Source organism: Dactylosporangium sp. CA-052675 (genome assembly GCF_050947935.1).
GTDB lineage: Bacteria > Actinomycetota > Actinomycetes > Mycobacteriales > Micromonosporaceae > Dactylosporangium.
Genome location: NZ_CP192010.1, coordinates 4,380,218 through 4,406,063 on the forward strand (window position 1 = coordinate 4,380,218; position 25,846 = coordinate 4,406,063).

The following is a 25,846-nucleotide window of genomic DNA, read 5'->3' on the forward strand; positions in this document are numbered from 1 at the left end:
CTGGTGTCGGAAGGGACGTACCCGCAGGCGCTCGGCGGGGTCAGCGTCTGGTGCGACCAGCTCGTGCACGGCCTGCCCGAGCACCGGTGGGAGGCGGTCGCCCTCTGCGTGGACGGCCGGGAGCCGGTGCGGTGGGAGCTGCCGGAGAACCTCGAACGGGTCGTCACCATCCCGCTGTGGGGCGCCGGTCGCACCCGGCTCCGGCGCCCCGGCCGGGCGACCCGGTCGCTGTTCCACGCGGCGCTGGAGGACTTCATGGTCGCGCTCGTCGCGCCGCCGGACCCCGATCCGCGGCGCGGCGCCGCCCAGCGCCGGCGGTTCCTGCTGGCCCTGCGGGGGCTGCACGAGTTCGCCGCGGGCGGCGGGGAGATCGGCTCCGCGCTGCGCTCGAACGCGGCCCTGGGCCGCCTGCAGGACCGGTGGGACGACGTCACCACGATGCTCGGCCGCGGGCATCCGGCGCTGGCCGGCCGGCCGCGGCGGCTCACACTGGCCGACGCGGCACAGGCGGCGGCGCTCATCGGCGCCATGCTGCGGCCGCTCGCCGTCCCGCCGGTGCGCGCCGACGTGGTGCACTGCGCCATGAACGGGCTGTCGACGCTGGTGGCGATGGCGGCGAAGTGGACGTACGACACGCCCATGCTCATCTCCGAGCACGGCGTCTATCTGCGGGAGCGGTATCTGGAGCAGGTGGGCGGGGACCTGCCGTACGCCGTCGCGGTGCTGCTGCTGAGCTTCCAGCGCAGCCTCGCCGGCGCCGCGTACCAGGTCGCGGACGCGCTGGCGCCGCACTCCGAGTACAACCGGCGCTGGCAGCTGCGCAACGGCGCCGATCCCGAGCGCATGTGGACGATGTACAACGGCATCGCGCCCGAGCGGTTCCCGAGCGCCCGGACCGAGCCGGAGGAGCCGACGATCGTCTACGTCGGACGGATCGACCCGCTCAAGGACCTGCACACGCTGATCCGGGCCTTCGCGCTCGTGCGCCGGCGGGTGCCGGACGCGCGGCTGCGCATCTACGGTGCCGCCATCGACCTGCCGTACCGGGACAGCTGCGCCGCCCTCATCGAGCGGCTCGACCTCGTGGGAGCGGCCCGGCTGGAGGGCAGCGCGCCCGACGCGGTGGCGGCCTACCACAGCGGCAACGTCGTCGCGCTCACGAGCATCTCGGAGGGGTTCCCGTACTCGGTCATCGAGGCGATGGCGTGCGGCCGGACGATGGTGTGCACGAACGTCGGCGGCGTCTCGGAGGCCGTCGGCGACACCGGGTTCGTGGTCGCTCCGCGCGACCCGGCCGCCGTCGCCGACGCGTGCACGACCCTGCTGCTCGATCCGGACCTGCGCCGGGACATGGCCGTCCGGGCCCGCCGGCGTGTGCTCGACCGGTTCACCCTCGCCCAGTCGCTGGAGGCGTACAGCAGCCTGTACGAGCGCCTGGCCGCGCCCACGCTGGACGGGCGGACCCCGGCCGGGGCACTGCGATGACGGTCACCGAGGTACGGCCGACGTCGATGGCGTCGGCCGCGCGGGGCTGGGCCACGGCGAGCACGATCGCCCTGCCGATCGTGCGCCCCACGGCCGACCCCGAGCGCCCGCGGCTCGGCACGGACCCCGTCGACTCGCTCGCCGCCGAGGTGCGCGCGGCCGCCGGTGACGGGCAGTTCGTGGACGGGCTGCACCTGGCGGCGCTGCTGGAGGCGCGGGGCGTCACGGACCGGGCCGCGCGGGTCCGCTACGGCCACCGCGACGTGTTCGAGCTCGCCGAGGCGGTGCGCGCCCGGCTGGCCGGTCCGGCGGTCGGCCCGCCGAGCCGGCCGCAGCGGCGGCGCGAGTGGCGCGAACTGTTCCACGGCGGGCTCTACCTGCTGCCGAGCGTGCTGTTCCCGGCGGTGGTCGCCGCCGTGCCGCGCTCGCCCGTCGCGGCCGTCGTCGCCGCCGGCCTGCTCGGCTGGGTGTGGGCGGGCGGTCTGACCTGGCTGGCCTACCAGCACGTCAACGAGGGCGACGACGCCGCCGCGGGCCGGCTGCTGGCCCGCGGGGCCGTGTGCGGCGTCGCGGTGGCCGCGGTGCTCGGGGCGGCCGTCGCGGCGATGAGCGGCGTGGCGGCGGCCGCGCTGCTGGTGCCGGCCGTGACGGCGTACCAGCTCGCCTCGACCGTGCTGGTGTTCTACCGGGCCGAGGCCCGGCTCCTGGCCCTGATGTCGCCGGCGGTCGTGGCCGGCGGCGGGTTCGTGCTCGCCCGCTGGTGGCCGCCGGCGCCCGTCATCGCGGCGGCGCTCGTCTGCACCGTGGTGACCTTCGGCGTCGCGCTCCGCCGGGCACTGCGGGCGCCCGGCGACGCGGCGCCCGGGCGGCTGCGGCCGGTGATGCGGGGCCGTTGGGGCACGTTCGCGCTGGTCGTGCTCTCGACCGCGCTGCTGGCCGCGCTCGTCCTGCTGCCCCAGGCGCCGCTGCTGGCCCATCACTTCGAGGTGCTGCTCGCGACGCTGCCGCTGGTGGTCTCGATGGGCTTCGTCGAGTGGCGGGCCCGCCGATTCGGCGAGCGGGCGCGGGACCTGCTGCACGAGGCCTGGGGGCCCGGCGGCTTCCGGCGGCGGCTGTGGTGGCGCCTCGCGCTCGACGTCTGCGCCTGCGGTCTCGTCGCCGCGGTCGCCGGGGCGGTCGTGCTGGCCGGGCTGCGCGAGGCGGGGCGTCTCACGCCGGCCGCGCAGGCGATGGCCGCGGCGAGCGTCCTGCTGGCGGGCGCCGTCCTGCTGGTCTTCGTCCTGGCGGCGCACGGCGGCTACGGCCGGCTCTGCGTCGCACTGGCCGGCGCGCTCGGCGCGCAGGCCGCCGCACCCTTCCTCGGCAGCGTCGCCCTGCTGCTCGTGTTGCTCGCCGTGGCCCTCATCCCGTCGCTGGGTCGCGTTCGGCAGTACCGGTGACGCTCTCACAACGAAAGCAGGCAATCACACACATGCACGCGGTCATTCTGGCCGGTGGCAAGGGCGTCAGGCTGCGTCCGTACACCACCGCCCTGCCCAAGCCCCTGATGCCGATCGGGGAGCGCCACGCGATCCTGGACATCGTCCTGGAGCAGCTGGCGGCCCGGGGCTTCACCTCGGTCACGCTGTCCATCAACCATCTCGGCACGCTCATCCGCGCCTTCGTCGGCGACGGCTCCCGCTGGGGGATGGAGGTCGGCTACGTCGAGGAGAGCGTGCCGCTGTCGACCGCCGGGCCGCTGTTCCTGATCAAGGACGAGCTGCCCGAGCACTTCCTGGTCATGAACGGCGACCTGCTGACCGACCTCGACCACGCCGACCTGATCGCCCGGCACCGCAGGGCGGGGGCGCCGCTGACGGTCGCGACGGCGGCGCAGACGACCCAGATGGAGTTCGGCGTCCTCGACGTCGTCGAGGGCCGGGTCGTCGGCTTCACCGAGAAGCCCGCGTACCGCCACCGCGTCTCGATGGGCATCTACGCCATGGCCCGCAAGACCCTGGCGCCGTACCCGCCCGGCCTGGCGCTCGGCTTCGACCGGCTCATCCAGGATCTGCTGCGGCAGGGGGAGTTCCCGCACACGTACGAGTTCGAGGGCGTCTGGCTCGACATCGGCCGTCCCGAGGAGTACGACGAGGCCAACCGCCGCTTCGGCGAGCTCGAGCCGGCCCTGCTGCCCCTGCGCAGGGAGGTAGCAGCATGAGCCGGCTGCGGGTGCTGCTTTTCGGTGCGTCGGGGTTCGTCGGCTCCAGCGTCCGCGAGGCGTTGGCCGCCGATCCGCGGGTCGCGCACCTCAGCTGCCCGCCCCGCGCCCGCCACGACCTCGTCACCGGCAGCGTCGCCGCGTTGACCGCCCTGATCCGCCAGGTGGGCCCGGACGTGGTCGTCAACTGCACCGGCCGGCTCACCGGCACGGCCCTCGACCTGCTCGAGGCCAACACCGTGGCGACCGTCCGGCTCGTCGACGCGGTCGGGACCGCGGCGCCGGGGGCCCGGCTGGTCAGGCTCGGGTCCGCGTCCGAGTACGGCCCGGTCGCCCACGGCACCAGCGTCGCCGAGGACCATCCGTGCGCGCCGGTGGGCGAGTACGGCACGACCCACCTCGCCGCCACCCGCCTGCTGCAGCTGGCGACGGCGGCCGGCCTCGTCGACGGCGTGACGCTGCGCGTGTTCAACCCGATCGGCCCCGGCCTGCACCGCGACAACCTGCTCGGGCGGGCCGCGGTGCTGATCCGCGACGCCCTGGCGGGCGCGGCCGGGCAGGTGCTGCTCGGCCCGCTCACCGCCTACCGGGACTTCGTGGACGTGCGCGACGTGGCCTCGGCGGTCGTCGCCGCCAGCACCCGGACCGAGCCGGGCGCCGGTGTCGTGAACGTCGGCAGCGGGCACGCCGTGACGGCCCGGGAGGCCGTGCGCCGCCTCGCCGGGGCGGCCGGATACGGCGGCGCGATCGTCGAGCAGGGCAGCGGCCCGTCGCGCTCGGCCGGTGTCGACTGGATCCGCGCCGACATCTCCCGGGCCGAGGCGGTCCTCGGGTGGGTGCCCACCCACACGATGGCCGAGTCGGTGAAGCAGGTGTGGGCGGCGCTCGACGGCGCCGGTCGGTGAACGCCGCACTGGCGCGCGGTGCCGTGTTCGCCGCCGCGGTCGCCTTCGTCGCGCCCGCGTGCGTCGGCTGCGCACCCGGCCATCCCCCGCCGGCGACCGGGGACGGCTGGGTGTACCAGTTGCAGGGCTACACCGACGACGGGCTCGCGGCGCTGGCGCGGGCCTCGCAGCGGCTCGCCGTCATCGACCTGGCCCGGGACGCGAACGCGAACTGGTTCCGGCCGGAGGAGATCGCGGGCCTGCGCGCCTCCGGCAAGCGGGTGCTGGCGTACTTCGAGATCGGCAGCCTCGAGCGCTTCCGCCCCGAGTATCCGGCACTGGCCGCCGAGGCCGGGGACCTCCTGCTCAACCGCTGGGAGGACTGGCCGGACGAGCTCTTCGTGCGGTACTGGGACGAGCGGTGGTGGGACCGTGTGGTCCGGCCGCGGGTCGACCGGGCCCTGGCGGCCGGGTTCGACGGTGTGTACCTGGACACGCCGCTCGCGTACGAGGAGATCGACCTGCACCTGGTGCCCGGCTGGACCCGCGAGCGCCTGGCCGTCGCGATGGTCGGGCTCGTCGACCGGATCGCGCGGTACGCCCGCGGACGGCGGCCCGGCTTCTGGATCGTGCCGCAGAACTCCCCGGAGCTGCGCCGCTATCCCGGCTACACCGACGCGATCGACGGCATCGGCATGGAGGAGCTGTTCTACCGCGCCACCGACCGGCCCTGCACCGAGGACTACTGCGCGGAGAACCTCGCCGACGCCCGGGCGCTGCGCGACGCCGGGAAGGTCGTGCTGGCGGTGGACTACGCCCGGCGCCCGGCCGACGTCCACGCCGCCTGCGGCCACTACCGCACCGAGGGGTTCATCGGCACCGTCACCACCCGGGACCTCGACCGGATCGCCGCGCCCTGCGCCTGATCCGGCCACCGGCCAAGGAAACACCGATCAGCATCACTGGAAGGAACACACATGGCACGCACCATCGGCGTGATCGGGATGGGCTACGTCGGCCTGACCCTCACCGCCGCCCTGGCCCGCAAGGGCTTCACCGTCCACGGCGTCGACGTGCAGCCGGCCGTCGTCGAGTCGCTCAACCGTGGCCGCCCGCACATCTACGAGCCCGGGGTCGCCGAGGTGTTCGCCGAGCACGCCGGCCGTACCATCCTCGTCGACACGGCGCTGCCCGCCGGCGCCGTCGACGCGGCCGTGATCTGCGTATCCACGCCCGTTGACGAGCACACGCGCCGCCCCGACCTGACCAGCCTCGCCGCCGCGGCCCGCCACGTGGCCGCCTCGTGCGGGCCGCGCACGCTCGTCGTCGTGCGCAGCACCGTGCCCGTCGGCGCGAGCCGGCAGGTCGTCCTGCCGCCGCTGCGGGCGGCCTGGGGCGACGTGCGCCTGGTGATGGCGCCCGAACGCACCATCCAGGGCCAGGCCCTGCGCGAGCTCGTGGAGCTGCCACAGGTCGTCGGCGGTCTCGACGAGCCGAGCCTGGCCGCCGGCCTCGACCTGTTCGGCGACCTCGCCCAGCGCCTCGTGCCCGTCTCGGGGCTGGAGGCGGCCGAGCTGGTGAAGCTGTCGAACAACTGCCACACCGATCTGATCTACGCGTTCGGCAACGAGATCGCCCTCATCGCCGAGCGCCACGGCGTCGACCCGCTCGAGGTGATCGGCGCGGCCAACCTCGGCTATCCGCGGCCCGACCTGGCCCGGCCCGGGTACGTCGGCGGCGGCTGCCTGTCGAAGGACCCGTACATCATGCTCAGCGACTCGGCCGAGCGGCCGCCGTTCCTGATCGAGCAGGCCCGCCGGCTCAACGAGTTCCTGCCGGTGCACGTGGCGGAGACCGTCGTGGAGCTCATCCGGCAGGCCCGCGGTACCACGGAGGGAGCGACCTTGGCGGTGCTCGGCTGGGCCTTCAAGGGCTGGCCGCCCACCGACGACATGCGTGGCACCCCGATCGCCGCGATGATGCCCGTCTTCGCCGCGGCCGGCCTCACCGTGCTCGGCCACGACCCGCTCGTGCCGGACAACGTCATCCGGCAGTACGGCGGCGAGCCCACCAGCATCGACAAGGCCTTCAGCGAGGCCGACGGGGTGCTCGTCATCAACGACCACCCCGACTACCGCGCGATCGAGCCCGCGGCGGTGCTCGGGGCCCGGCGCCCGGCCGTCGTCTTCGACTCGTGGCGCATCCTCGACGAGGGCGCGCTGACCGGCGCCGGGGTCCGCTACGCCGGGATCGGCTATCTCCCCGAGGGGGTCTCCGCGTGAAGGCACTGCTGCTCGGCGGCGCCGGCTTCATCGGCTTCCATCTGGCGAACCGTCTGCTGGACGACGGCCACGAGGTGTCCATTGTGGACGACTTCTCGCGCGGCCGCGACGACGCCGACTTCGCCGCGCTCGCCCGCCGGCCGCGCCTCGCCGTCGCGCACGGCGACCTCACCGATCCGGCGACCTGGCGGGCGCTGCCGCGCGGCTGGGACCAGATCTACCTGCTGGCGGCCGTGGTCGGGGTCCGCAACGTCGAGGCCGACCCCGTCCGGGTCGTGCGCGTCAACAGTCTCGCCGTGCTGCACCTGCTGGACTGGATCGCCGCGGGCGAGCACGTCTTCTTCGCCTCGACCAGCGAGGTCTACGCCGGGGCCGTGGACGCCGGCATCGCGCCGGTGCCGACCGGCGAGTCGACGCCGGTGACCGTCGGCGACGTGACCGCCCCGCGGTACGCGTACGCCGTCAGCAAGCTCCTCGGCGAGGCCGCCGTCCTCCACGGTGCGCGGGCGGGGGACTTCCGGGCCGTGGTCGGCCGCTTCCACAACGTCTACGGCCCGCGGATGGGCACCGACCACGCCATCCCGGAGCTGACGCTGCGGGCGCTGCGAGGCGAGCGCCCGCTGCGGGTGCCGGGCGCCGCGCAGACCCGCGCCTTCTGCTTCGTCGACGACGCGGTCGAGGCGATGGTCCGGCTCATGGCCTGCCCGGAGGCGGACGGCCGGATCGTGCACATCGGCGACGACACCGCCGAGACGGGCATCGCCGACCTCGCCAAGCTGATCCTGCGGCTGACCGGGGCCGACGCCGAGATCGAGCCGGCCGCGGGCGCGCCCGGCGCGGTCAACCGCCGCTGCCCCGACCTGACCCGGCTGCGCGCGCTGACCGGCTACCAGCCGACCGTGTCGCTGGAAGAGGGCGTCCGGCGCACCGTCGAGTGGTACCGCCGATGAGCGACCAGATGCCGATCGTGTTCTACTACGGCACCGGCCGCCTCGCGGAGCTGGCCGCGTATCGGCGGGCGGTGCTGCAGCCGGAGTTCTACCGTCCGCCGGAGCTGCAGTCGCTGCGCGGTGCCGGCACCGACCCGCTGGCGTACCTGTCGTTGTCGGAGGACCAGGGCCCGCCCGCCCCGTGGCAGCGCCCGCAGCGCAACCCGGACTGGGGCGGCGCGTTCGTCCACGTCGCGCATCCCGGGTGGCAGGAGCACGTGCTGCGGCAGGCCCGCGACGCGATGAACGCGGGGTTCGCGGGCCTGTTCCTCGACACGCTCAACGTCGAGCTGACGTTCCCGGAGGACGTGGCGCCGCTGCTCGGGCTCGTCGCCGCGCTGCGCCGGGTCGCCGGGACCGGGTACGTGCTGGCCAACCGCGGGTTCGGCATGCTGCCGCACCTCGCCGAGCACGTCGACGGCATCGTCTTCGAGTCCTTCTCCGCCCGGTGGACCGACGACGGGTACGCGCCCTGGCCGGCCGACGTGCTCGAGGACCACGCCCGGGTGGCCGAGGGCCTGCCGCGCCACGGCCTGGACCTGTACGCGCTGGACTACGCGGACACGCCCGGCCTGGCCGACTTCGCTCGCCGCCGGGCGGAGCTGTTCGGCATGGAGTGCGTCATCAGCGACCGTGCGCTGTCGCTGGTCTGAGACCCGTCCGGGGCCGCGTCACAGCGCGGCCCCGGCGGGCGGGGCGCGCAGGTGAGCAGCGGCTCGGCGACGATGCACAGCGACGATGCACGGCGCCGATGCACAGCGACGATGCACAGCGCCGATGCATGGAGACGATGCACGGCGCCGATCGCCGGCGGCGTGAGTGGCCGGCGACGGCTACCAGGTCAGCCGGGCCGGTTGCGCCGACACCGCCTCGATGTCGGCCGCGGCCGCCAGCAGCAGCCGGTGGCCCAGGTCGCTCAGCGCCCGGGCGGCCGCCAGTTCGTCGCCGATCTCGGGGATGTCGTCGTCGGCCGGGTTGAGCCGGGCGTTCCCGGTGCCGGTCAGCTCGGCGCCGTCGCCCGTGCGTAGCTTGGCCTCCGCGGCGGTGTTCCCGTCCTCCTCGCCGATGTTGATCTCAACCGTCCAATGCTTGGCTACCGGCATGATGGCCTCCAGCCTCTCTTGGTGCGCGGCGCGCACTCGTGCGACGCGGCGAGGGCGGGCTACCCCCGGATGGTCGCGTCGCGGCACTGCCTACCCGGGGACCGGTGCCGCACACGGGGCCGGTGGGCCCCCGTCGCCGGCTGGTCCCGCGCCGGGCCGGCCGGGCTCGCGCTCCGGGACGATGGCCACGGTGCATTCGGCGTGCTCGGTGAACGCCAGGCTCGCCGGCCCGAGCCGCGGCGATTCCGGCGGCCGCCGGTCGTGGCGGCCCAGCACCAGCAGCGCCGCGCCGGTCGCCGCGTGCCGGAGCCCGGCGATCGCCTCGCCGCCGAACACGGCCCGCTTGACCGCCACTCTCGGATGGCCGGCGGCGAACGGCGCGACCTCGCGGGCCAGCATCTCCAGCGCGGCCGGCTCGACGGCGAAGTGCGTCTCCAGCCGCTCCTCGTCGAACCAGAAGTCGCCGGGCCACCGATCCTCGACGTGGACGGCCGCGACCGGCAGGTGGTGCCGGTGCGCGTGGCCGAAGCCGAACCGGATCGCCGCCCGCGAGCCGGGCGAGCCGTCGACGCCGATCACGACGTGCCCGGCGAACGGCGCGATCCCGTGCTCCGGCCGTGGCCGCACGATCACGACCGGGCACCGCGCCCCCGCGGCGACCTGGCCGCCGCGGGCCCGGTGGTGGCGGCGGGTGACGTCGTGGCCGCCGAGGACCAGCAGGTCGACCCGGCCGCTGAGCTCCAGCAGCGCCGCGGGCACGTCGCCGGGCGGCAGCTCGACGGTCACCTTGTCGCCGCCGAGCAACTGCCGGCACCACCGCACCCGGCGGACGAGCTCCGGCTGGGTGCGGCGCAACGTTTCCAGATCCCGGGGCCCGGCCGATGGTTGCCCCCGGTCGCCCGCGTAGCAGATCGTCATCCGGGCGCCGGAGGTGATGGCCTCCTCGGTCGCCCAGGCCAGCGCGGCCAGGCCTGCCGGGCTGACGCCGACGCCGACGCCGACGGCGACGCGGCCGACCGCCGCGCCGCGTGCCGGTCGGGCGGGCTCCGCGATCATCATGGCGATCATCTCCTCGCGCCGGTCTGCGCCATCCCACCTCCAGCATCCGCCCGGCCTGCGCCCGCCCGGCCGCACTTCGCCCCGCCGGCACTCCGCCCGTCCTTCGTCTCACCCGGGGGTGCGGCGGGCGACGAGCACCGGGCAGTCCGCGTGGTGGAGCACCTGGTGGGCGACGGAGCCGAGCAGCATGCCCTCGAAGCCGCCGCGGCCGCGGGCGCCGATGACGAACATGAGCGCGTCCCGAGCGGCCTGCAGCATCACCGGTACCGACGGGCAGTGCGCGACGCGGGGCACGACCGGCACGTCCGGGTACTTGGCCCGCCACGGCTCCAGCTCGGCGGCGAGCTCGCGCCCGGCGGCCGCGGCCCGCCCGGCCGGGTCGGGGGAGCGGCCCCAGCGGTGCCCCGGCTCGTGCCAGGTCCGCAGGGCGTGCAGGGCGACACCCCGGGACGCGGCCTCGGCGAATCCGAGGCCCAGCCCGTAGGCGGCGTCGTGCGAGCCGTCCACCGCGACGACGATCGGCTCGCGGTACGGCAGCGGCGACTCCGGACCGGCCCACCGCTCGGCGTGGTGCACGACGAGCACCGGGCAGTGCGCGTGCGCGGCCAGATGCAGCCCGACCGAGCCGACGAGCAGCGAGTGGAAGCCCCCGCTGCCGCGGCTGCCGACGACCACGAGCCCCGCGGTGCGGGACTGCTCGACGAGCACCCGCGCCGGCTCGCCGTGCCAGGTGCCGACGGTCACCTCCAGGCCCGGCTGCCAGCGGCGGATCTCGGTGGCGGCGTCGTGGGCGAGGTCGCGCTCGTCGCTGACGTCCTCGTACGGGCCGTACACCTCCAGGGCGTGCACGACCCGCAGCGACCGGCCGAGCCGCATCGCCTCGTCCGCGGCCCAGCGCACGGCGCCGAACGCCGCGGGCGACCCGTCGACGCCCACGATCACTGGGCGGCGTTCGGCGGTCATGGCGTCCTCCCGGTCGGTCCACGGGACGGGTGTTCCCCTTCCACGCTGGCACGGCCGGCGGCCGGACGGCAGGGCGGCGGCGCGCGGAACCCGGGCGTCAGGCCGGGCTGATGTGCGCGGCGATGACGCGCCAGCCCAGCCCGGCGTCGCGCACCCACGTGCGGGTGTAACGGAGCTGGGCGTCGAACGGCTCGCCGTCGTAGGTGCCGGTGACGGTGCCGAGGAAGAACGTGACACCCACGTCGCCGGCGAGCAGCACGTCGAGGTCCTCCTCCACGAGCCCGGTGACGACGGAGGTGCCGCTGCGGTGCGCGGCCAGGTCCTCCTGCTTCGTGACCTTGCCGCCGTCGGGTCCGATGGCGATGAGCCGGTCGTCCAGCAGGTCGTCGAGCGCGGCGGCGTCACCGGAGCGCTGGGCCGCTTGGAGCCGGCGCTCGGCGGCCAGCAGGTCCTCCGCAAGGGGCAGAGCCATGACTCCTCCTCGATCCGGGCACGTTGCCCTGGCGGATTGCCCTGGCACACGGCGTGGATTCGATGAACCGTAGAGGGGAACGGCCTGCACGTGCCAACCGGGTACGCGAAGGGAGAGCGAATCATGACACGGTCCGGACCGGATGCCTACAACCATGCCCTGCACACCGCCAACATCTGGCTCGCCGCCGTCTCCGACGCGCTCGACACCGGCGATCGGCGCTTCGCCCAGCGTGCGTTGCGCGCCTGGCTGCACACCGTGCGCGACCGGCTGCCCGCCGAGGCGGCCGTCAAGTTCGGCGCCCAGCTGCCGGAGCTGCTGCGCGGCGTGTACTACGACGGCTGGGACATGTGCCATGTTCCGATGAAGTACGGAGTCGAGCGGTACGTCGAGCGCTTCGCCGCCCAGGCGGGTGTCCCGTCGACCCAGGTTCCCGCCCTCGCCTCCGCGATCACCCGCGCCCTGGCCGAGCACATGACGCCGGAGCAGGTGTCGAAGATCCTCGGCGAGCTGCCGGCCGACCTGCGCGCGACCGTCGCGGGGAACACCGAGGGCCGCCCGACCGTCGAGGCGCCGGAGTCGCCCGACCGCACGGCGCGCATCGAGGAGCAGGTCGGCAACCTCACCGCGGCGGTGCGGGCGCTGGCGCGGGGGCTGGAGGACGACCAGCGCACCGGGGCCGGTGTGGATCAGCGGCAGGTCAACCGGGCCGCTCGCCTCGCCGACGAGATCCTGCTCGGGGCCACCAGGAGCGGATGACGAGCGCCGCCCGCGCTCTTCTCGCGCTGCGTTCAGGCGCGTGGCGCCACCCCGGATCGCCGCCGTCACACGTCCCCGGATCGCCGCCGTCACACGTCGACGACGCCGCGCGGCGGGCTCGCCGGTGGCGGCACCGGGTTCGCGTCGACCCCGGCCCGCAGCACCAGCTGCGGCCGTGCGGGCGGTTCGAAGAGGCGGTCGAGCGGGGTCCGCGCCTCCATCCTCTCGACCGCGTCGCGCACGGGGGACATCACCAGCCCCTCGGCGGTCGCGGCCAGCCAGACGGCGCTGGTCGCCTCGCCGGCGACGAGCCAGTCCAGGGGCCGGTCGCCCTCGGTGGCGACCACGAAGTAGGCGGCCCAGCGCTCCTCGCCGGGGCCGGGCGGGTCCGTGGCATCCTCGCCGAGCGCGACGTCGGGCTCGATGCGGTACAGCGACGCGTGCTCGGCATCGGCCGTGGCCTCCAGCGCCGCGACGGTCTCGGCCGGCACCGGGGCCGCCGCGCGCAACGGCCGCCGGTCCGTGCGGCGGCGGTGCATGCTCTCGTACCGGACGAGGTCGTCGCGGCTGACCGGGTGCGGCTGACGGGCCCGGACCCGGGCGAGCAGCAACGGCCGGCGCCCGTCGGGCAGCCGCTGGACCAGGGGCTCGCGACCGGCCGCCGCCAGTGCCACGCGGGCATGGTGCAGCGCCGCGCCGCAGCTGAGCGTCAGCAGCCGCCGGTGCGGGTCGATCGAGCCGACCAGGCGCGACAGGTCGGCGTGCAGCTCGAGCACGTCCCCGCCGAGATGCCAGCGCCACGGCTGGGCGTTCAGCAGCGACGGCGCCCGCCCGGCCTCCTCGGCGGCGCGGCGCAGCACGTCCGCCGCCCGCTGCCGCGCGGCTTCCCCCGCCTGTCGGTCCATCGGCTGGTGCCCTTCGTCGTCGTGACGGGGAGGGCTACCCGGCGCCGGGGGAACTACGCGCCGGTGCGGGCCTCCCGGCGCGGCCGGAGTTCGGCGCCCTCGGCCTGGTTGATCGGGCATCGCGCGGGTAGACGTCCGGATTCGTCAGATTCCGACGATCAGGAGGTGCTGGGTCATGACGACATCAGCGCAGACGCGCGCCCGGGGTGGGGCCGGGACGCGGGCGAAGGCCACGACCGGGAAGAAGGCCACGGAGGCGACCGCGACCCAGACCGCCCCCCAGCCTGCGACGAGGACCAAGCCCGAGCCCGCGATCAAGCCCGAGCCCGCCATCAAGCCCGAGCCCGCCATCAAGCCCGAGCCCGCCATCAAGGCCGAGCCCGAGACCAGGCCCGAGACCACGGCCCACCGGGCCGGCGAGGAGACCGGCGACGTTTCGCAGCCCTCCGGGGCGCACCTCGTGACCTGGCAGGACGTTCCGGTGCCGCACCTCAAGATGCCCGTCGTGCACATCGAACGCTCCACCGATTGGTCCGTCGCCCAACGTGCCCGGTGGACGGCCGGTGCGCTCAAGTCGGCCGTCGGTGAGCCGAAGCCGTCACGGCTGCTGTACTACGGCGGCGTCGGTGCCCTCGCGGCGTTCGGCGTTCTGGAATGGCCGGTCGCGCTCGCGGCCGCCGCGGGGGTGTGGGTGGCGACGCACCAGCGCCGTGCCACCGCCGCCGGGTGATGGGTCGATCCCCGATCCGGTCGTCCCGCGGCCGGCGGAAGGCGTGGGCCCGGGACGGCCTGGCACACATCGAGGTTCGAGGGGCTCGGCGGGGCGCGATCACCGCGGAGCACGGCCGGCTCATCGAGCGAGCCGTCGCAGCGGTGCACGGCGTGGACTGGGCCGCGTGGAACGCGGCGCTCGGCCGGGTGCTGGTCAGCTACGAAGAGAACGGTCCCAGCCTCGAGGAGCTCATCGAGGCCGTGGCGGCCGTCGAGTCCGCGGCGATCCCCGAGGCCGCCGAGCAGGAGTTGGACGCGGAGACCCGCCAGCGGATCACGCTCGCCGCCGACGTCCTGGGCGTCGCCGGATCGGTCGTGGCGCGCGGGCTCCGGCTGCCCGCCGCCGCCCGCGAGCTCACCGCGATCGTGACGCTGGCCGACCATCTCCCCGCGGTGCGCGAACGGTTGCGGCGGTCGCTCGGCCGGCACGAGGCCGACCTGCTGATCTCGTCCCTGAACGCCCTCATCAACGCCGCCGGGCAGGGGGAGCTGTCCCTGCTCGCCGACGCGGGGCTGCGCGCGGTCCTGCTGCGGGAGATCGCGGCGCAGCGCCACACGTGGCAGTGCCGCTCGCCCGGGTTGACGGAGAACGCGGCCGACGCGCGCGCCGAGCGGCACGAGGGCGACCGTCCGGAGGAGCTGCCGGACGGGCCGATCGAGCGGTACACCCGCCGCGTCAGCACCGTGACGCTACTCGCCGCCGCCGCGGCCACCCAGCTGCCGGCGGGACTGCGCCGGGCTTCGCGTCTGCTCATGGCCGGGGCGCCGACGCCCGTGCACGCCGGGCGTGAGGCCTTCGCGGGCGGCCTCGGCCGGCTGCTCGCCCAGCGCGGCGTGCTGGTCCGCGACCGGGCCGCGCTGCGCCGGCTCGACCGGATCGACACGGTGGTCATCGACGCCGCCGTGCTGACCGGTGGGCGGCGGGTCATCACCCACGTGGTACCGGTCCACGGATCGGTCGAGGCCGCGTGGGAGGCCGCCGCGCGTCTGTTCGACGACGGTTCGCCGCGGCCCGGGGCGCAGGCCGAGGCCGGCGGCTGGGCCCTCACCGAGGCGCGGCACACCGATGCCGCGATCCCGGAGGCGGTCCTGGCCGACGCCCGATCCCATGACGGGAAACGGGGGACGCTGTACGCGCTGACCCGTGACGGGGGGCTCGTCGCCGTCGTGCTGGCGGAGCCGGCCCTGGACCCGATGACCGCCGCCGTGATCGCCGCCGGGCGCAAGGTGGGCTCCGTCCTCATCGCCGGGGCCGGCAGCGCGACCTGGGCCGGCATCCGCCGGCGGGTGCCGGCCGACGGCCGGGTGCCGGGCGGCTCGCGCCTCGCCGCGTCGATCCGGGCGCTGCAGGCCGACGGTCATGCCGTGGCGCTGGTCGCGGGGGGCAACGACGCCGCGCTCGCGGCCGCGGACTGCGGCTTCGGCGTGCTGCGGGAGGACCGGCGGCCGCCGTGGGGCGCGCACCTGATGGGCGGGCCCGGGCTGGAGACGGCGTGGCTGGTGCTCGAGGCCGCGTCGGTGGCGCGTGCGGTGAGCCGGCGCGGCACCCGCGTGGCCGTGCAGGGGTCGGCCGCCGGTTCGCTGCTGGGCCTGATGGAGACCGGGGAGCGGGGCGCGCGCCGGACGGCGGTCGCCACCGCGACCGCCCAGGTGGCCAACGTGGTCGCGGGCGTGTGGTCGGCCCGGGGACTGGCCCGCCGGACCCCGCCCGTCCCGGCCGCGGATGTCGCCTGGCACGCGCTGCCGATCGGTGAGGTGCTGCGGTTGCTCGGTACGGCGCCGCAGGGCATCGACGACGACGAGGCCCGGCGCCGCCGGCGATCCCGCGAGGGGGAAGCGGCACCGGACGCACCGGCCGAGCGCGGAGTGCTCGGGACCATCGTCGGGGAGCTGGACACCCCGCTGACGTTGCCGCTGGCCGCCGGGGCCGGGGTGTCGGCCCTCACCGGTGCCAAGAGCGACGCGGCACTGGTCGTCGCGGTGATCCTGGCCAGCGCGGTGCTGTCCGGCGTTCAGGACGTGGCGGCGCGCCGGGCGCTGCGGCGGCTGGTGACCGCGGCGGCACCGGCGGTACGGCTGCGCCGGGGCGGCATGGAGCGGGCCGGGGTGCTCGACGACCTCGTGCCCGGCGACGTCGTCCTGCTGGAGCCGGGCGACGCCGTCGCGGCGGACTGCCGCCTGCTCGAGTGCGCCGGTCTGGAGATGGACGAGTCGCCGCTGACGGGCGAGTCCATGCCGATGAAGAAGGACGTCGCCGCGACCCGGGCGGCCACCATCGCCGAACGCACCAGCATGGTGTACGCGGGCACGACCGTCGCGGCCGGCACGGCCGCCGGGGTCGTGGTGGCGGTCGGCCCGGACACCGAGGCGGGCCGCAACGCGCTCCTCGCGCTGCAGCAGTCGCCGAGAAGCGGTGTGCAGCAACGGCTGCGCGAGCTGACCAAGGCGTCGCTGCCCGCGGCCGGGGCGGCCGCGGTCGCACTGCTGGCCACCGGCGTGGTGCGGGGGCGGCTGGCCGAGTCGGTCGGCAACGCGGTCGCCCTCGCGGTGTCGGCGCTGCCCGAGGGGCTGCCGTTCATCGCGACCGCCGCCGAGCTCAGCGCCAGCCGCCGGCTGGGCCGGCGCAACATCCTGGTCCGCGACCCGCGCTCGATGGAGGCGCTCGGCCGGGCCGACGTGATCTGCTTCGACAAGACCGGCACGCTCACCGAGGGACGCATCGCCGTGCGCAGCGTGTCCGACGGCCGGGCCCACGCACCGCTGGACCGGCTCACCGCACGCCACCGCGAGGTCCTCGCCGCCGCGCTGCGGGCGAGCCCCGCGCCGAGCCCGCACGAGTCGCTGCCGCACCCGACCGACCGGGCCGTCGTGGTCGGCGCGGAGGAGGCCGGCGTCACCACCGGCGAGGCCGCCGACGGCTGGACCCCGGTGCGCGAGCTGCCCTTCGAGCCGGTCCGCGGATTCCATGCCGTGCTGGGCGCGGCCGGCGGCAGCCAGGTGATCAGCGTCAAGGGCGCGCCGGAGGTCACGGTGCCCCGCTGCGTGAGCTGGCGGGCCGACGGGGAGCCGCGGCCCCTGACGCCGGCCGACCGGCGGGAGATCGAGGCCGAGATCGACCGGATGGCCCGGCAGGGGCTGCGGGTCCTGGCGATCGCCGAACGCGCGGCGTCGTCGGACGGCGGCCTCGACGACGAGCGCGTCGAGCGCATGCAGTTCCTCGGCCTGCTCGGGCTGGCGGACCCGATCCGGCCGAGCGCGGGCGAGGCGGTCGACCGGCTGCGCGGCGCGGGCATCAGGGTGCTGATGCTCACCGGCGACCACCCGAGCACGGCGGCGGCCATCGCCGCCGAGCTCGACCTGCTCGACGGCGGCACCGTCGTCACCGGGCCCGAGCTGGACGACGCCGAAGGGGACGCCGCCGTCGACGCGCTGGTCGCCAAGGCGTCGGTCTTCGCCCGGGTGAGCCCGGCCCACAAGGTCGCCGTGGTCCAGGCGCTGCACCGCGCCGGTCGCAGCGTCGCGGTCACCGGCGACGGCGCCAACGACGCGCCCGCCATCCGGCTCGCCGACGCCGGGATCGCGCTCGGCGAGCACGCGACCGCCGCGGCGCGCCAGGCGGCGGACCTGATCGTCCTCGACGGCCGGATCGAGACCATCGTCGACGGGGTGGTCGAGGGGCGCGCGATGTGGGCGTCGGTCCGCGAGGCCCTGGCGTTGCTGCTCGGCGGCAATCTCGGCGAGATCCTGTTCACCGTCGGCGGGTCGCTCGTCTCGGCGACGCCGCCGCTCAACGCCCGGCAGATCCTGTTCGTCAACCTGCTGACCGACCTGCTGCCCGCGATCTCGGTCGCCGCGCGCCCACCGCGGCGCGCCGACCCGGACCGGCTGGTCCGGGAGGGGCCGGATGCCTCGCTGGGCCGGGCGCTCGTGGGCACCGTGTTCCGCCGCGCGGTCGCGACGTCCGCCGCGACCGCGGGCGCCTGGCTGGCGGCCAAGGCGACGGGGTCGGACGTCCGCGCCAGTACGGTGGCGCTGTCCTCCCTCGTCGGCGCGCAACTGGGCCAGACCGCCCTGCTGTCCCGCGGCGACCCCGTCGTCCTCGGCGCCGCCGGAGTGTCCGCGGCCGCGTTGGTCGGCGTGGTCCAGACTCCGGGCGTGAGCCAGTTCTTCGGGTGCCGGCCGCTGGGGCCGGTCGCGTGGGGCATCGTGCTCGCCGCGACCGCCGCCGGCATGACCGTGGGCGCGCTGCCGCTGCCCGTACCGTGGCCGGCGAGCCGGGACGAGTGACCGTCCGGCCGCGCGCGGGCGTCGCCGGAGTGGCTTGCCTACACCGGGCGGCTGGCGGGAAGCGAGTCGGTCGCGGTGAGAGCCTCGCTCGTCGCCCGCGGCGACGACGCGGCATCGGGCTGCGCGAGGGGGATCTCGGCGTGCAGCGTCGTGCCCTGTCCCGGCGGGCTGACCACGCTCAGGCGGCCGCCCAGCGCCTCGACGCGGTCGCGCAACCCGACGAGCCCCGTGCCGGCCTTCGGATTCGCCGCGCCGACGCCGTCGTCGTGCACGTTCACCCGCACGCACCGGTGGTCGGCCGCCACCGACACACAGGCGAGCGATGCCTGGGCATGCTTGGCGATGTTGGTCAGCGCCTCGGAGACCACGTAGTACACCCCGATCTCCACCGGCTCGGGCAGCCGCCGGTCGACGCGCAGGTTCAGCTCGACCGGCACGACGCTGCGCCGGGCCAGCGTTCGCAGGATCGGCCCGATGCCGCCCTGGACCAGCAGCGCCGGATGGATGCCCCGGGCCAGGTCGGAGAGGCTCTGGTGGATCTCGGTGAGGCCATGCACGGTCTCGGCCAGCAGGTGCCGGGCCTCGGCCGGGTCCCGCACGGTGTCCTCGGCGAGCCGCAGCTGCAGGGCCAGCGAGATGATGCGCTGCTGCGCGCCGTCGTGCAGGTCCCGCTCGATGCGGCGCCGGGCGTCGTCCGCGGCGGTGACCAGCCGTGAGCGGGACGCGGCGAGCGCGGCGCGGCTCTCGGCGTTGGCGATGGCGGTGGCCACCAGCTCGGTGAAGGCCAGCAGGCGCGCCTCCGCGTCGGCCGGTACCGCAACCGGCTCGTGCGACAGGACGAGCGCGACGCCCCACAGCTCCCGGTCGACCACGATCGGCACCCCGACGCCCCGGTGCACCCCGATCTGGCGCATCTGCTCGGCGGTCGGCCCGGACACGGCGTCGTAGTCCACCTGGACGGTGCGGACCGTGTCCGCGATGGTGGCGACGATGCTCTCGGCGCTGACCGACTGGTTCGGACGAGCCGGCAGCAGGACGCCGTTCTCGTCGCGTTGGGACAGCACGAGCACCTCGCCGTGCGGCTGATAGCGGACCAGCGCGGTGCTGAAGCCCGCGAACAGGTGGTGCAGTTCCGCGGTCACCGCCGTGAAGACGTCGGCCGGCGGCCCGCCGGTGGCGACCAGCGTCGCCACCCGCCGCAACGCCGTCTGCTCGGTCAGCAGGGCCTCGGTCCTCGCCTGGCTGGCGCGCAGCGTGCCGACGAGGTGCTCGCGGTCCAGCGCGGTGCGCAGGACCAGCTCCAGCGGCGCGCGCAGGCGGTTGCGGATCCGGCGGCACGTGGCCGGCGGGGTGTCGGCGGCCAGTCGCAGCCGGGCGATCGGGCGGGACTCCTCGCCGATGGGGATCACGAACCCACCCGCGGTGACGTCCGTATCCGCGTCCGCGCCGGCCGCCTCGGCGTCGGCGAGCTCGAGCGACGCGGAGGACAGGCGGAGCCGGTCGGTGAGGTAGCGCGACGCCTCCTGGAGGCCGCCGCCGAGGTCGTTGCGGAGAAAGATGTGCGCCAGCTGGGCCGAGATCTCCGCCTCGGCCGCCCGGCGCCGCGCATCCTCGGCGCTGGCGCGAGCCACGCTGGCCAGCCCGCTGGCGAAGAGCGCCACCACGGCGAAGACCACGATCTGGTCGAGGTCCTGACTGGCGGTCAGGTTCAGGCCGCCGGTCGGCGGGACGAAGAAGTAGTTGAAGGCGACGGCACTGAGCAGCGCCGTGGCGATGCCCAGCGGCGCGCCCCACACGCTCGTGATCGCCAGCACGCCGAGCAGGTAGACGACCGCCTTCGGCGGGGTCTGGGGTGCCGCGATCTGCAACAGATTCACCAGCACCGTCTCCAGGCCGATGACGGTGATCGCGACGAGGACCCCGACCGGCATCGGCGGCGGCCTGGCGGGCAGCAGCCAGGCCATCAGCCGCCGGGCGACCGCGGTGCCCGCCGGTCCCCCGCGCTCCGACGAGCTGGACCCTCCTGCTCGCACGCCTGATCGGCACAGGTCGCATCCACCCACTAGTCGACGGTTCGTCCGCCGGGGGAGGGGGTCCATCACCCGCGACGGGTGACATGTGGGGGAGCGGCGCCCGTCGGCGCATCGGTCATGCCGGGCGGGATCCCCGGGTGACCTTGTCGGCGACCACCTCGATGACCTCGGCGGCGGGCCGGCGCGGCGCTCGGGGCTGGGCCTCGGCGGAGGCCGGCAGCCCGATCCGGATGCCGATCGCGGGATAGCCGACGCCGCCGAGCATCCGCCGCAGCGTTCCGCGCGCCACCTCGTTCTCGACCAGGTCGCTCATCGTCGACGTGGCCAGGTGCTCGGCGGTCGCGGTCAGCAGGACGGCGGAGAGGGTGACGCCCGCGGTGAGCCAGTCCAGCGGGCCGTCGCCGTCGGTGACCACCACGCCGTACCGCGCCTGCCGGTCGGCCACGGCCATGCGGCTGGAGATGCCCGCCTGGGTGCCGGCGGCGATGAAGTCGCGCACCGGGACCGGCCGCGCGCCCAACGGCGCGAGCGTGTCGATCGGGACACCGTCATGACCCTCCCCCGGCGCGCGGAGCCAGGCGGCGAGCTCGGCGCGGTACTCGGGATCGGACAGCTGCGCGTCGGCCGCCTCACCCGCGGCCACCGCCAGGTCCGTGAGGTTGCGGGCCCACACCATGTGCAGGCGGGCGTCGGTGCGCCGCGCGGCCCGGCACAGCCGCTCGATCACCTCGTCCGGCACGGGTCGGTCGGCGAACGGACGCCGGTCGGACTGGCGGGAGCGGATGGCCCGCCGCATCTGTTCGACGCGGTCCGAGGGCTCGGCATTGCCGCGGTAGCGCACGACGGCGAGCAGGTCCGGGTCGTCGTCGCGGGGCTGGGCGTCGACCTCGAACTCGATCCCGTCCGCCGCGAGCGTCACGCAGGCGTGGTGCAGCGCGGCTCCGCAGCTGAGCACGAGGAGCCGGCCGGTGGGGTCGAGGGTGGCCAGGCGGCGCCGCCGGTCGGCGTAGAGCAGCGCCTCGTCGTGGACGATGCGCCAGCGCCACGGCTGGGTGTTGAGCACGGACGGCGCGTGCAGGGCGGCCGCGGCGGCTCGGGCGAGTTCCCGGCTGACCGGGCCGACCCGATAGGTGGTCGCCGCGCCGGATGGATGTGCGGACATGGGGAACTCCCTCGGTGTGGTCGGGCCGTTGCACCCTCTGCCCATTCCGGGCCGGGTTCATCGCGGCGACGGCGACAGGACGAAGGATGCCGCGCCGGGGCATTGTGGAAGGAACGGCCGCAGGTTGACTGGAGGTGCGGCATGTCGACGTTGGCAACCCCGACGACCTGGACTTTCGAGGCGTTCACCGCCGCGGTGGGCGATGCTGTCTGGGCCCCGTCGATTCACAACAGTCAGCCGTGGCGGTTCCGATGGACGAGCGACGGGGTGTACATCCTGCTGGACGAGCGCCGCCGGCTCGCCGTCTGCGATGCGGACGGCCGGATGGCGCGCATGTCGTGCGGTGCGGCCGCCTACAACCTGCGGCTCGGATTAGCCGTCTCCGGCCTGCCGGCCCGGCACCGGTTCGTGTCCGGAAGCGCGCTGCTGTACCTGTGGCCGGCGCAACCGCGGCCGCCGACGCCGATGGAGCGCCGGCTGCACTGGCAGATCAGCCGCCGCCACACCAACCGGGGTCCGTTCGCGGACACCCCGGTCGGCCCGGGCCTGCCGCAGCAGCTGGCCGACGCGGCCCGGCGCGAGGGCGGCTGGCTGGACTTCGTGGCCGGTGAGCGGGCGCTCACCACGCTGGCCGAGCTGATCCGCATCGCCGACGCCGAGCTGCGGGCCAACGCGGCGTACGAGGCGGAGCTGCGGGCCTGGACCATCTGTGCGAACCACGCCGTCGAGGGGATCGGGCCCTACGCGTGCGGCTCCGCCCCGCACCCGGCCGAGATCATGACCCGGCGCGACTACGGCGGCCCCGGCCGCGAGGTGACCCGCGACCTGTCACGCCATCCGCTCGTGGCGGTGCTCGGCGTGCTCGGCGAAGGACCCGACGACGCGATCCGGGTGGGGATGGCGCTGCAGTGCGTGCTGCTCACCGCCGCGGACCTCGGGCTGGCGACCGCGATGTACTCCCAGCCGATCGAGGTGCCGGCCACCCGTGAGCGGATCCGCCGGGCCATCGACCGGATCCACGACCCGCATCTGGTCCTGCGGTTCGGATACGCGCCGACGACCTGCTACACGAACCGGCGCCCGGTCACCGACGTCATCGACGCGTGACGCGGTGCGACGCTACCGGGTGATCGACCGCATCGAGGAGACCGCGGACACCGCGACCCTCGCGCTGGAACCGGTCGACGAGCCGCTGCCGGTGTTCCGGCCCGGGCAGTTCGCGATGCTGCACGCGTCCGGCGCCGGCGAGGTGCCGGTCCGCCTCTCCGGGCGGCACGGCGTCGCCGGCCTGCTCCACACCGTGCGGGCCGCCGGTGCCACGAGCGGGGTGCTGCGCGCGGCCACGCCGGGGCGGGTGCTGGGCGTGCGCGGCCCCTTCGGCCGGGGCTGGGCGCTCCCGGCGCCGTCGGATGCCGATCTGGTCATCGTCGCCGGCGGTCTGGGGCTGGCGCCGCTGCGGCCGGTGGTGGGCCACGCGGCCGCCGGGCGGGCCCGCTACGGGCGGGTGGCGGTGCTGATCGGGGCGCGGACGCCGGAGGACCTGCTGTTCGCGGACGAGTACGACGACTGGCGGGACGAGCGCATCGACGTGCTGACGACCGTCGAGCGGGCCGGAGCCGGGTGGACCGGGCGGGTCGGTGCCGTCACCGGGCTCCTGCCGCTGCTGCGCGGCGATCCCGCGCGCACCGCCGCGTTCGTCTGCGGGCCGGAGGCCATGATGCGCTCCGCCGCGCGCGGGCTCGTGGCCCGCGGCGTGGCCGGGCGGTGGGTGTCGCCGCGGCGGGTGGTACCCGGCGAAACGGCGCTGCCACGCCCGGCGGCGACGCGGCGGTGACGAGGCAACGATCACAACAGCGAGGAGGAGGAGCGATGCACGCCAAGGACATCATGAGCACCCCGGCCCACACGGTCCACGCCGACGCTCCGGTCGCGGAGGCGGTGGGGCTGCTGGAGCGCTACTCGATCACCGCGGTCCCCGTCGTCGACGACGGCGGCACGCTGGTCGGCATGGTCAGCGAGCGGGACATCCTGCAGCAGGCGGCGTCCCTGACCGCCCCGGGAAGCCCACCCCGGCGTGTCCGTGACGTGATGGGCGGCCTGCCGGTGACGGCGTGGCCGGAGGCGGACGTGAGCGACCTGGCCGCCTTCATGGTGCAGCGGGACGCGCACACGGTCCCGGTCGTCATGCAGGAACACGTCGTCGGCGTGGTCAGCCGATGCGATGTGCTGCGCACGCTGCTGCCGACCGACGAGCAGGCCCAGAACGAGGCGCAGCGGCGCCTGGACAACTACGCGGGCGGGCGGCGGCGCTGGCCGGTCGCCGTGCACGACGGCGTCGCGACCGTCGACGGGCTGTTCGACGACGACAAGGAGCTGGCGGTGGCGGAGGCACTGGTCCGTACGACCGCCGGAATCGCCATGGTCCGGATGCAGGCGCGGACCGGCTGAGGGATGCCCGGACGCGGACCGGGCGGCGGATCGCGGCCTCAGGCAGCCGCGGGCGCGACCCGGGGCACGGACGCCTTGCCCGGGCCGTGCGCGACGAGGACCGGGCAGGCGGCGTACTGCAGCAGCCGCCGAGCCACCGACGGACTGCTCGGCCGGGTTTTGTCGGCCGGGCACCGGGTGCCCACGACCATCAGCCCGGCCCACTGCGAGGCCACCACCAGCGTGTGGACGGCCTCGCCCGGCTCGCCGCGCACTTCGACGTCGACGAGCGGGAACTGGGCCTGCCAGCGCGCGGTCGCCCCGCACAGCGCCTCGTGGACGACGCGCTCGTGGGCGCTGAGGTCGCCGCCCCGGATGGAGCCCGGCTGCCACAGGTCCGGGTGCGGCCAGGCCTGGACGACGACGAGCCGGACACCGCGCGCGGCAGCCTCCTCGAAAGCCAGCCGCAGCGCCCGGCGGCCCGAGTCGGAGCCGTCGAAGCCGGTGACGACCGGCGCCGTGGACGGCAGCTTCGCGTCCGGTGCCGCCCAGCGGTCCGCCGCATGGACCACGAGGACCGGGGCGTCGGCCCGGGCGCCGAGGGCCTGGCTGACCGAGCCCATCGGCCGGTCGTCGCCCACGGTCGTGCCTCGTCCGCCGACCACCACGAGCCGGGCGTCGTGGGCGAGCTCGCGCAGCACGTCCGCCGGCGAGCCGCGGCGGATCTCGGCGTCCGCCTCGATGCCGACGTGCCAGCGCTGCGCCTCCCGGGCCGCGCGCTCGGCGATGTCCTTCGCCGCCGCCTCGGAGACGTCGCCGGTCGGCACCGTCGTCACCAGCAGGGCCCGGGTGCACCGGCATGCCTCGTCCGCCGCCCATCGCAGTGCGCCGATGCTGTGCGCGGAGCCGTCGACGCCCGCGATCACCGGGCCGTACCTGTACGTCATCGGAGGCCTCCTGTCCGTGCTCCCCACACCTCATGCTGCCTCGACACCGGGTGAGAACGGCAAGCATGAAGGGCGGTCCGGCGGGCACCTCCGGCGAGAGGAGGACCAGCGATGAGCACCATGACCGCCTGGGCGGTGCACCGCCCCGGGCCCGTCGCCGAGCACCCGCTGTGCCGTGTGCGGCGGCCGGTGCCCGAACCGTCCGCCGACGAGGTGCTGATCAGGGTCCGGGTGTGCGCGGTGTGCCGCACCGACCTGCATCTGGCCGAGGGCGACCTGCCCCCGCGGCACCCGGACACCGTGCCCGGCCACGAGGTCGTCGGCACGGTCGAAGGGCTGGGCGCCGATGTCACCGATCCGCCGGTCGGGACCCGGGTCGGCGTGGCCTGGCTGCGGCGGACCTGCGGCCGGTGCCGGTACTGCCGCCGCGGCGCGGAGAACCTGTGCCCGTTCTCGCAGTACACCGGCTGGGACGCCGACGGCGGGTACGCGCAGTTCTGCGTGGCGCCCGCCGCCTACGTGTACCGGCTCCCGGACGGGTACGGCGACGACGAGGTCGCGCCGCTGCTGTGCGCCGGCATCATCGGCTACCGCGCCCTGCGCCGCAGCCAGCTGCCGCCCGGCGGCCGTCTGGGCATCTACGGCTTCGGCGCCTCGGCGCACCTGGCGTGCCAGGTCGCGATCGCCGAGGGCGCGACCGTGCACGTGGTGACCCGGGCCCCGGCCGCCCGGGAGCTCGCGCTGTCCCTGGGCGCCGCCTCGGCCTCGGCCACCGCGCCGCCCGAGCCGCTCGACTCCGCCATCCTGTTCGCGCCCGTCGGAAGCCTCGTGCCGCCGATGCTCGCCGCGCTCGACCGGGGCGGCACGCTCGCGATCGCCGGCATCCACCTGACGGACATCCCGCCGCTGCGGTACGACGAGCACCTGTTCCAGGAACGGCAGATCCGCAGCGTCACGGCCAACACGCGGGACGACGGCCGCGAGTTCCTCGAGCTCGCGCGGCGCCACCGCCTGCGGGTGAGCGTCACGTCGTACCCGCTCGACGCGGCCATGGACGCCCTGGCCGACCTCGCCGGCGACCGCGTCACGGGGGCGGCCGTGTTGTCGCCCGGGTGACG

23 protein-coding genes are annotated in these 25,846 nt (G+C 75.7%); 15 read left to right on the top strand and 8 right to left on the bottom strand.

The annotated features are described in order from the left end of the window. The first annotated feature begins 3 nt into the window (after window positions 1–3). The 8 genes from pelF to ACQP1P_RS20145 are packed head-to-tail and all read left to right on the top strand — an operon-like array spanning window position 4 to window position 8,493. Entirely contained in the window at window positions 4–1,485 is a 1,482-nt protein-coding gene (gene pelF, locus ACQP1P_RS20110; protein WP_433088252.1) for a GT4 family glycosyltransferase PelF, read from the top strand. Next, a complete protein-coding gene (locus tag ACQP1P_RS20115; RefSeq protein WP_433088254.1) occupies window positions 1,482–2,924 on the top strand; it encodes a hypothetical protein in 1,443 nt (480 codons plus the stop codon). Before pelF ends, ACQP1P_RS20115 begins: the two co-directional genes overlap by 4 nt. A gap of 32 nt (window positions 2,925–2,956) precedes the next feature. Next, window positions 2,957–3,685: a nucleotidyltransferase family protein gene (locus ACQP1P_RS20120; RefSeq protein WP_433088256.1), complete on the top strand. Its 729-nt coding sequence runs from the start codon at window positions 2,957–2,959 to the stop codon at window positions 3,683–3,685. Beyond that, window positions 3,682–4,590, top strand: a complete 909-nt coding sequence (locus ACQP1P_RS20125; RefSeq protein WP_433088258.1) for an NAD-dependent epimerase/dehydratase family protein — start codon at window positions 3,682–3,684, stop codon at window positions 4,588–4,590. Before ACQP1P_RS20120 ends, ACQP1P_RS20125 begins: the two co-directional genes overlap by 4 nt. Then, window positions 4,587–5,495 (top strand): endo alpha-1,4 polygalactosaminidase, encoded by a 909-nt coding sequence (locus ACQP1P_RS20130; RefSeq protein ID WP_433088260.1) that lies wholly within the window; start codon window positions 4,587–4,589, stop codon window positions 5,493–5,495. Before ACQP1P_RS20125 ends, ACQP1P_RS20130 begins: the two co-directional genes overlap by 4 nt. A 51-nt stretch (window positions 5,496–5,546) precedes the next feature. Continuing rightward, entirely contained in the window at window positions 5,547–6,851 is a 1,305-nt protein-coding gene (locus ACQP1P_RS20135; RefSeq protein ID WP_433088262.1) for a nucleotide sugar dehydrogenase, read from the top strand. Then, entirely contained in the window at window positions 6,848–7,801 is a 954-nt protein-coding gene (locus ACQP1P_RS20140) for an NAD-dependent epimerase/dehydratase family protein (protein WP_433088263.1), read from the top strand. Before ACQP1P_RS20135 ends, ACQP1P_RS20140 begins: the two co-directional genes overlap by 4 nt. Further along, window positions 7,798–8,493, top strand: a complete 696-nt coding sequence (locus ACQP1P_RS20145; RefSeq protein ID WP_433088265.1) for a hypothetical protein — start codon at window positions 7,798–7,800, stop codon at window positions 8,491–8,493. The genes ACQP1P_RS20140 and ACQP1P_RS20145 overlap by 4 nt, the downstream gene beginning before the upstream one ends. Window positions 8,494–8,673: 180 nt before the next feature. Here the strand turns inward: ACQP1P_RS20145 and ACQP1P_RS20150 are convergent, their stop codons facing one another. The 4 genes from ACQP1P_RS20150 to ACQP1P_RS20165 form a co-directional block, all read right to left on the bottom strand. Continuing rightward, window positions 8,674–8,943 (bottom strand): DUF1876 domain-containing protein, encoded by a 270-nt coding sequence (locus tag ACQP1P_RS20150; RefSeq protein WP_433088267.1) that lies wholly within the window; start codon window positions 8,941–8,943, stop codon window positions 8,674–8,676. Window positions 8,944–9,033: 90 nt separating this feature from the next. Beyond that, a complete protein-coding gene (locus ACQP1P_RS20155) occupies window positions 9,034–10,002 on the bottom strand; it encodes a universal stress protein (RefSeq protein ID WP_433088269.1) in 969 nt (322 codons plus the stop codon). A 108-nt stretch (window positions 10,003–10,110) separates the two neighbouring features. Beyond that, window positions 10,111–10,965, bottom strand: coding sequence for a universal stress protein (locus ACQP1P_RS20160; RefSeq protein WP_433088271.1), 855 nt, complete (start codon window positions 10,963–10,965; stop codon window positions 10,111–10,113). A 97-nt stretch (window positions 10,966–11,062) separates the two neighbouring features. Continuing rightward, window positions 11,063–11,437, bottom strand: coding sequence for a nuclear transport factor 2 family protein (locus ACQP1P_RS20165; RefSeq protein WP_433088273.1), 375 nt, complete (start codon window positions 11,435–11,437; stop codon window positions 11,063–11,065). A gap of 123 nt (window positions 11,438–11,560) precedes the next feature. Here ACQP1P_RS20165 and ACQP1P_RS20170 point away from each other — a divergent pair, with 123 nt between their 5' ends. Beyond that, window positions 11,561–12,196, top strand: coding sequence for a DUF2267 domain-containing protein (locus ACQP1P_RS20170; RefSeq protein WP_433088275.1), 636 nt, complete (start codon window positions 11,561–11,563; stop codon window positions 12,194–12,196). An 89-nt stretch (window positions 12,197–12,285) separates the two neighbouring features. On the opposite strand, the gene ACQP1P_RS20175 is transcribed toward ACQP1P_RS20170, so the two are convergent. Beyond that, window positions 12,286–13,101 (bottom strand): hypothetical protein, encoded by an 816-nt coding sequence (locus ACQP1P_RS20175; RefSeq protein ID WP_433088277.1) that lies wholly within the window; start codon window positions 13,099–13,101, stop codon window positions 12,286–12,288. Between the two features lie 175 nt (window positions 13,102–13,276). Here ACQP1P_RS20175 and ACQP1P_RS20180 point away from each other — a divergent pair, with 175 nt between their 5' ends. Both ACQP1P_RS20180 and ACQP1P_RS20185 read left to right on the top strand, forming a co-directional pair. Continuing rightward, complete coding sequence (locus ACQP1P_RS20180; RefSeq protein ID WP_433088278.1) at window positions 13,277–13,831, top strand: hypothetical protein; 555 nt, start codon at window positions 13,277–13,279, stop codon at window positions 13,829–13,831. A gap of 152 nt (window positions 13,832–13,983) precedes the next feature. Continuing rightward, entirely contained in the window at window positions 13,984–18,159 is a 4,176-nt protein-coding gene (locus tag ACQP1P_RS20185; protein ID WP_433088280.1) for an HAD-IC family P-type ATPase, read from the top strand. 38 nt (window positions 18,160–18,197) lie between these two features. On the opposite strand, the gene ACQP1P_RS20190 is transcribed toward ACQP1P_RS20185, so the two are convergent. Next, complete coding sequence (locus tag ACQP1P_RS20190) at window positions 18,198–20,192, bottom strand: DUF4118 domain-containing protein (RefSeq protein WP_433088282.1); 1,995 nt, start codon at window positions 20,190–20,192, stop codon at window positions 18,198–18,200. A gap of 115 nt (window positions 20,193–20,307) precedes the next feature. Further along, window positions 20,308–21,354: an Acg family FMN-binding oxidoreductase gene (locus ACQP1P_RS20195; RefSeq protein ID WP_433088284.1), complete on the bottom strand. Its 1,047-nt coding sequence runs from the start codon at window positions 21,352–21,354 to the stop codon at window positions 20,308–20,310. 141 nt (window positions 21,355–21,495) lie between these two features. On the opposite strand from ACQP1P_RS20195, the gene ACQP1P_RS20200 reads away from it, so the two are divergent. From ACQP1P_RS20200 to ACQP1P_RS20210, 3 genes are read left to right on the top strand one after another with little or no spacing between them, the layout of a single operon-like run. Beyond that, window positions 21,496–22,461, top strand: a complete 966-nt coding sequence (locus ACQP1P_RS20200; RefSeq protein ID WP_433088286.1) for an Acg family FMN-binding oxidoreductase — start codon at window positions 21,496–21,498, stop codon at window positions 22,459–22,461. Window positions 22,462–22,465: 4 nt separating this feature from the next. Further along, window positions 22,466–23,188, top strand: coding sequence for an oxidoreductase (locus ACQP1P_RS20205; protein ID WP_433088288.1), 723 nt, complete (start codon window positions 22,466–22,468; stop codon window positions 23,186–23,188). A gap of 35 nt (window positions 23,189–23,223) precedes the next feature. After that, window positions 23,224–23,802, top strand: a complete 579-nt coding sequence (locus tag ACQP1P_RS20210) for a CBS domain-containing protein (RefSeq protein WP_433088290.1) — start codon at window positions 23,224–23,226, stop codon at window positions 23,800–23,802. 38 nt (window positions 23,803–23,840) lie between these two features. Here the strand turns inward: ACQP1P_RS20210 and ACQP1P_RS20215 are convergent, their stop codons facing one another. Beyond that, window positions 23,841–24,728 (bottom strand): universal stress protein, encoded by an 888-nt coding sequence (locus ACQP1P_RS20215; RefSeq protein WP_433088292.1) that lies wholly within the window; start codon window positions 24,726–24,728, stop codon window positions 23,841–23,843. Between the two features lie 111 nt (window positions 24,729–24,839). Between ACQP1P_RS20215 and ACQP1P_RS20220 the strand changes: the two genes are divergently transcribed. Then, window positions 24,840–25,844, top strand: coding sequence for a zinc-binding alcohol dehydrogenase family protein (locus tag ACQP1P_RS20220; protein WP_433088294.1), 1,005 nt, complete (start codon window positions 24,840–24,842; stop codon window positions 25,842–25,844). Window positions 25,845–25,846 lie beyond the last annotated feature (2 nt).

Excerpts from the sequence above, each read along its gene's own strand:
- ACQP1P_RS20115 (WP_433088254.1), top strand. The coding sequence starts at position 1,482 with ATGACGGTCACCGAGGTACGGCCGACGTCGATGGCGTCGGCCGCGCGG.
- ACQP1P_RS20120 (WP_433088256.1), top strand. The coding sequence starts at position 2,957 with ATGCACGCGGTCATTCTGGCCGGTGGCAAGGGCGTCAGGCTGCGTCCG.
- ACQP1P_RS20125 (WP_433088258.1), top strand. The coding sequence starts at position 3,682 with ATGAGCCGGCTGCGGGTGCTGCTTTTCGGTGCGTCGGGGTTCGTCGGC.
- ACQP1P_RS20135 (WP_433088262.1), top strand. The coding sequence starts at position 5,547 with ATGGCACGCACCATCGGCGTGATCGGGATGGGCTACGTCGGCCTGACC.
- ACQP1P_RS20145 (WP_433088265.1), top strand. The coding sequence starts at position 7,798 with ATGAGCGACCAGATGCCGATCGTGTTCTACTACGGCACCGGCCGCCTC.
- ACQP1P_RS20150 (WP_433088267.1), bottom strand. The coding sequence starts at position 8,943 with ATGCCGGTAGCCAAGCATTGGACGGTTGAGATCAACATCGGCGAGGAG.
- ACQP1P_RS20155 (WP_433088269.1), bottom strand. The coding sequence starts at position 10,002 with ATGATGATCGCGGAGCCCGCCCGACCGGCACGCGGCGCGGCGGTCGGC.
- ACQP1P_RS20160 (WP_433088271.1), bottom strand. The coding sequence starts at position 10,965 with ATGACCGCCGAACGCCGCCCAGTGATCGTGGGCGTCGACGGGTCGCCC.
- ACQP1P_RS20165 (WP_433088273.1), bottom strand. The coding sequence starts at position 11,437 with ATGGCTCTGCCCCTTGCGGAGGACCTGCTGGCCGCCGAGCGCCGGCTC.
- ACQP1P_RS20170 (WP_433088275.1), top strand. The coding sequence starts at position 11,561 with ATGACACGGTCCGGACCGGATGCCTACAACCATGCCCTGCACACCGCC.
- ACQP1P_RS20175 (WP_433088277.1), bottom strand. The coding sequence starts at position 13,101 with ATGGACCGACAGGCGGGGGAAGCCGCGCGGCAGCGGGCGGCGGACGTG.
- ACQP1P_RS20180 (WP_433088278.1), top strand. The coding sequence starts at position 13,277 with ATGACGACATCAGCGCAGACGCGCGCCCGGGGTGGGGCCGGGACGCGG.
- ACQP1P_RS20195 (WP_433088284.1), bottom strand. The coding sequence starts at position 21,354 with ATGTCCGCACATCCATCCGGCGCGGCGACCACCTATCGGGTCGGCCCG.
- ACQP1P_RS20200 (WP_433088286.1), top strand. The coding sequence starts at position 21,496 with ATGTCGACGTTGGCAACCCCGACGACCTGGACTTTCGAGGCGTTCACC.
- ACQP1P_RS20210 (WP_433088290.1), top strand. The coding sequence starts at position 23,224 with ATGCACGCCAAGGACATCATGAGCACCCCGGCCCACACGGTCCACGCC.
- ACQP1P_RS20215 (WP_433088292.1), bottom strand. The coding sequence starts at position 24,728 with ATGACGTACAGGTACGGCCCGGTGATCGCGGGCGTCGACGGCTCCGCG.
- ACQP1P_RS20220 (WP_433088294.1), top strand. The coding sequence starts at position 24,840 with ATGAGCACCATGACCGCCTGGGCGGTGCACCGCCCCGGGCCCGTCGCC.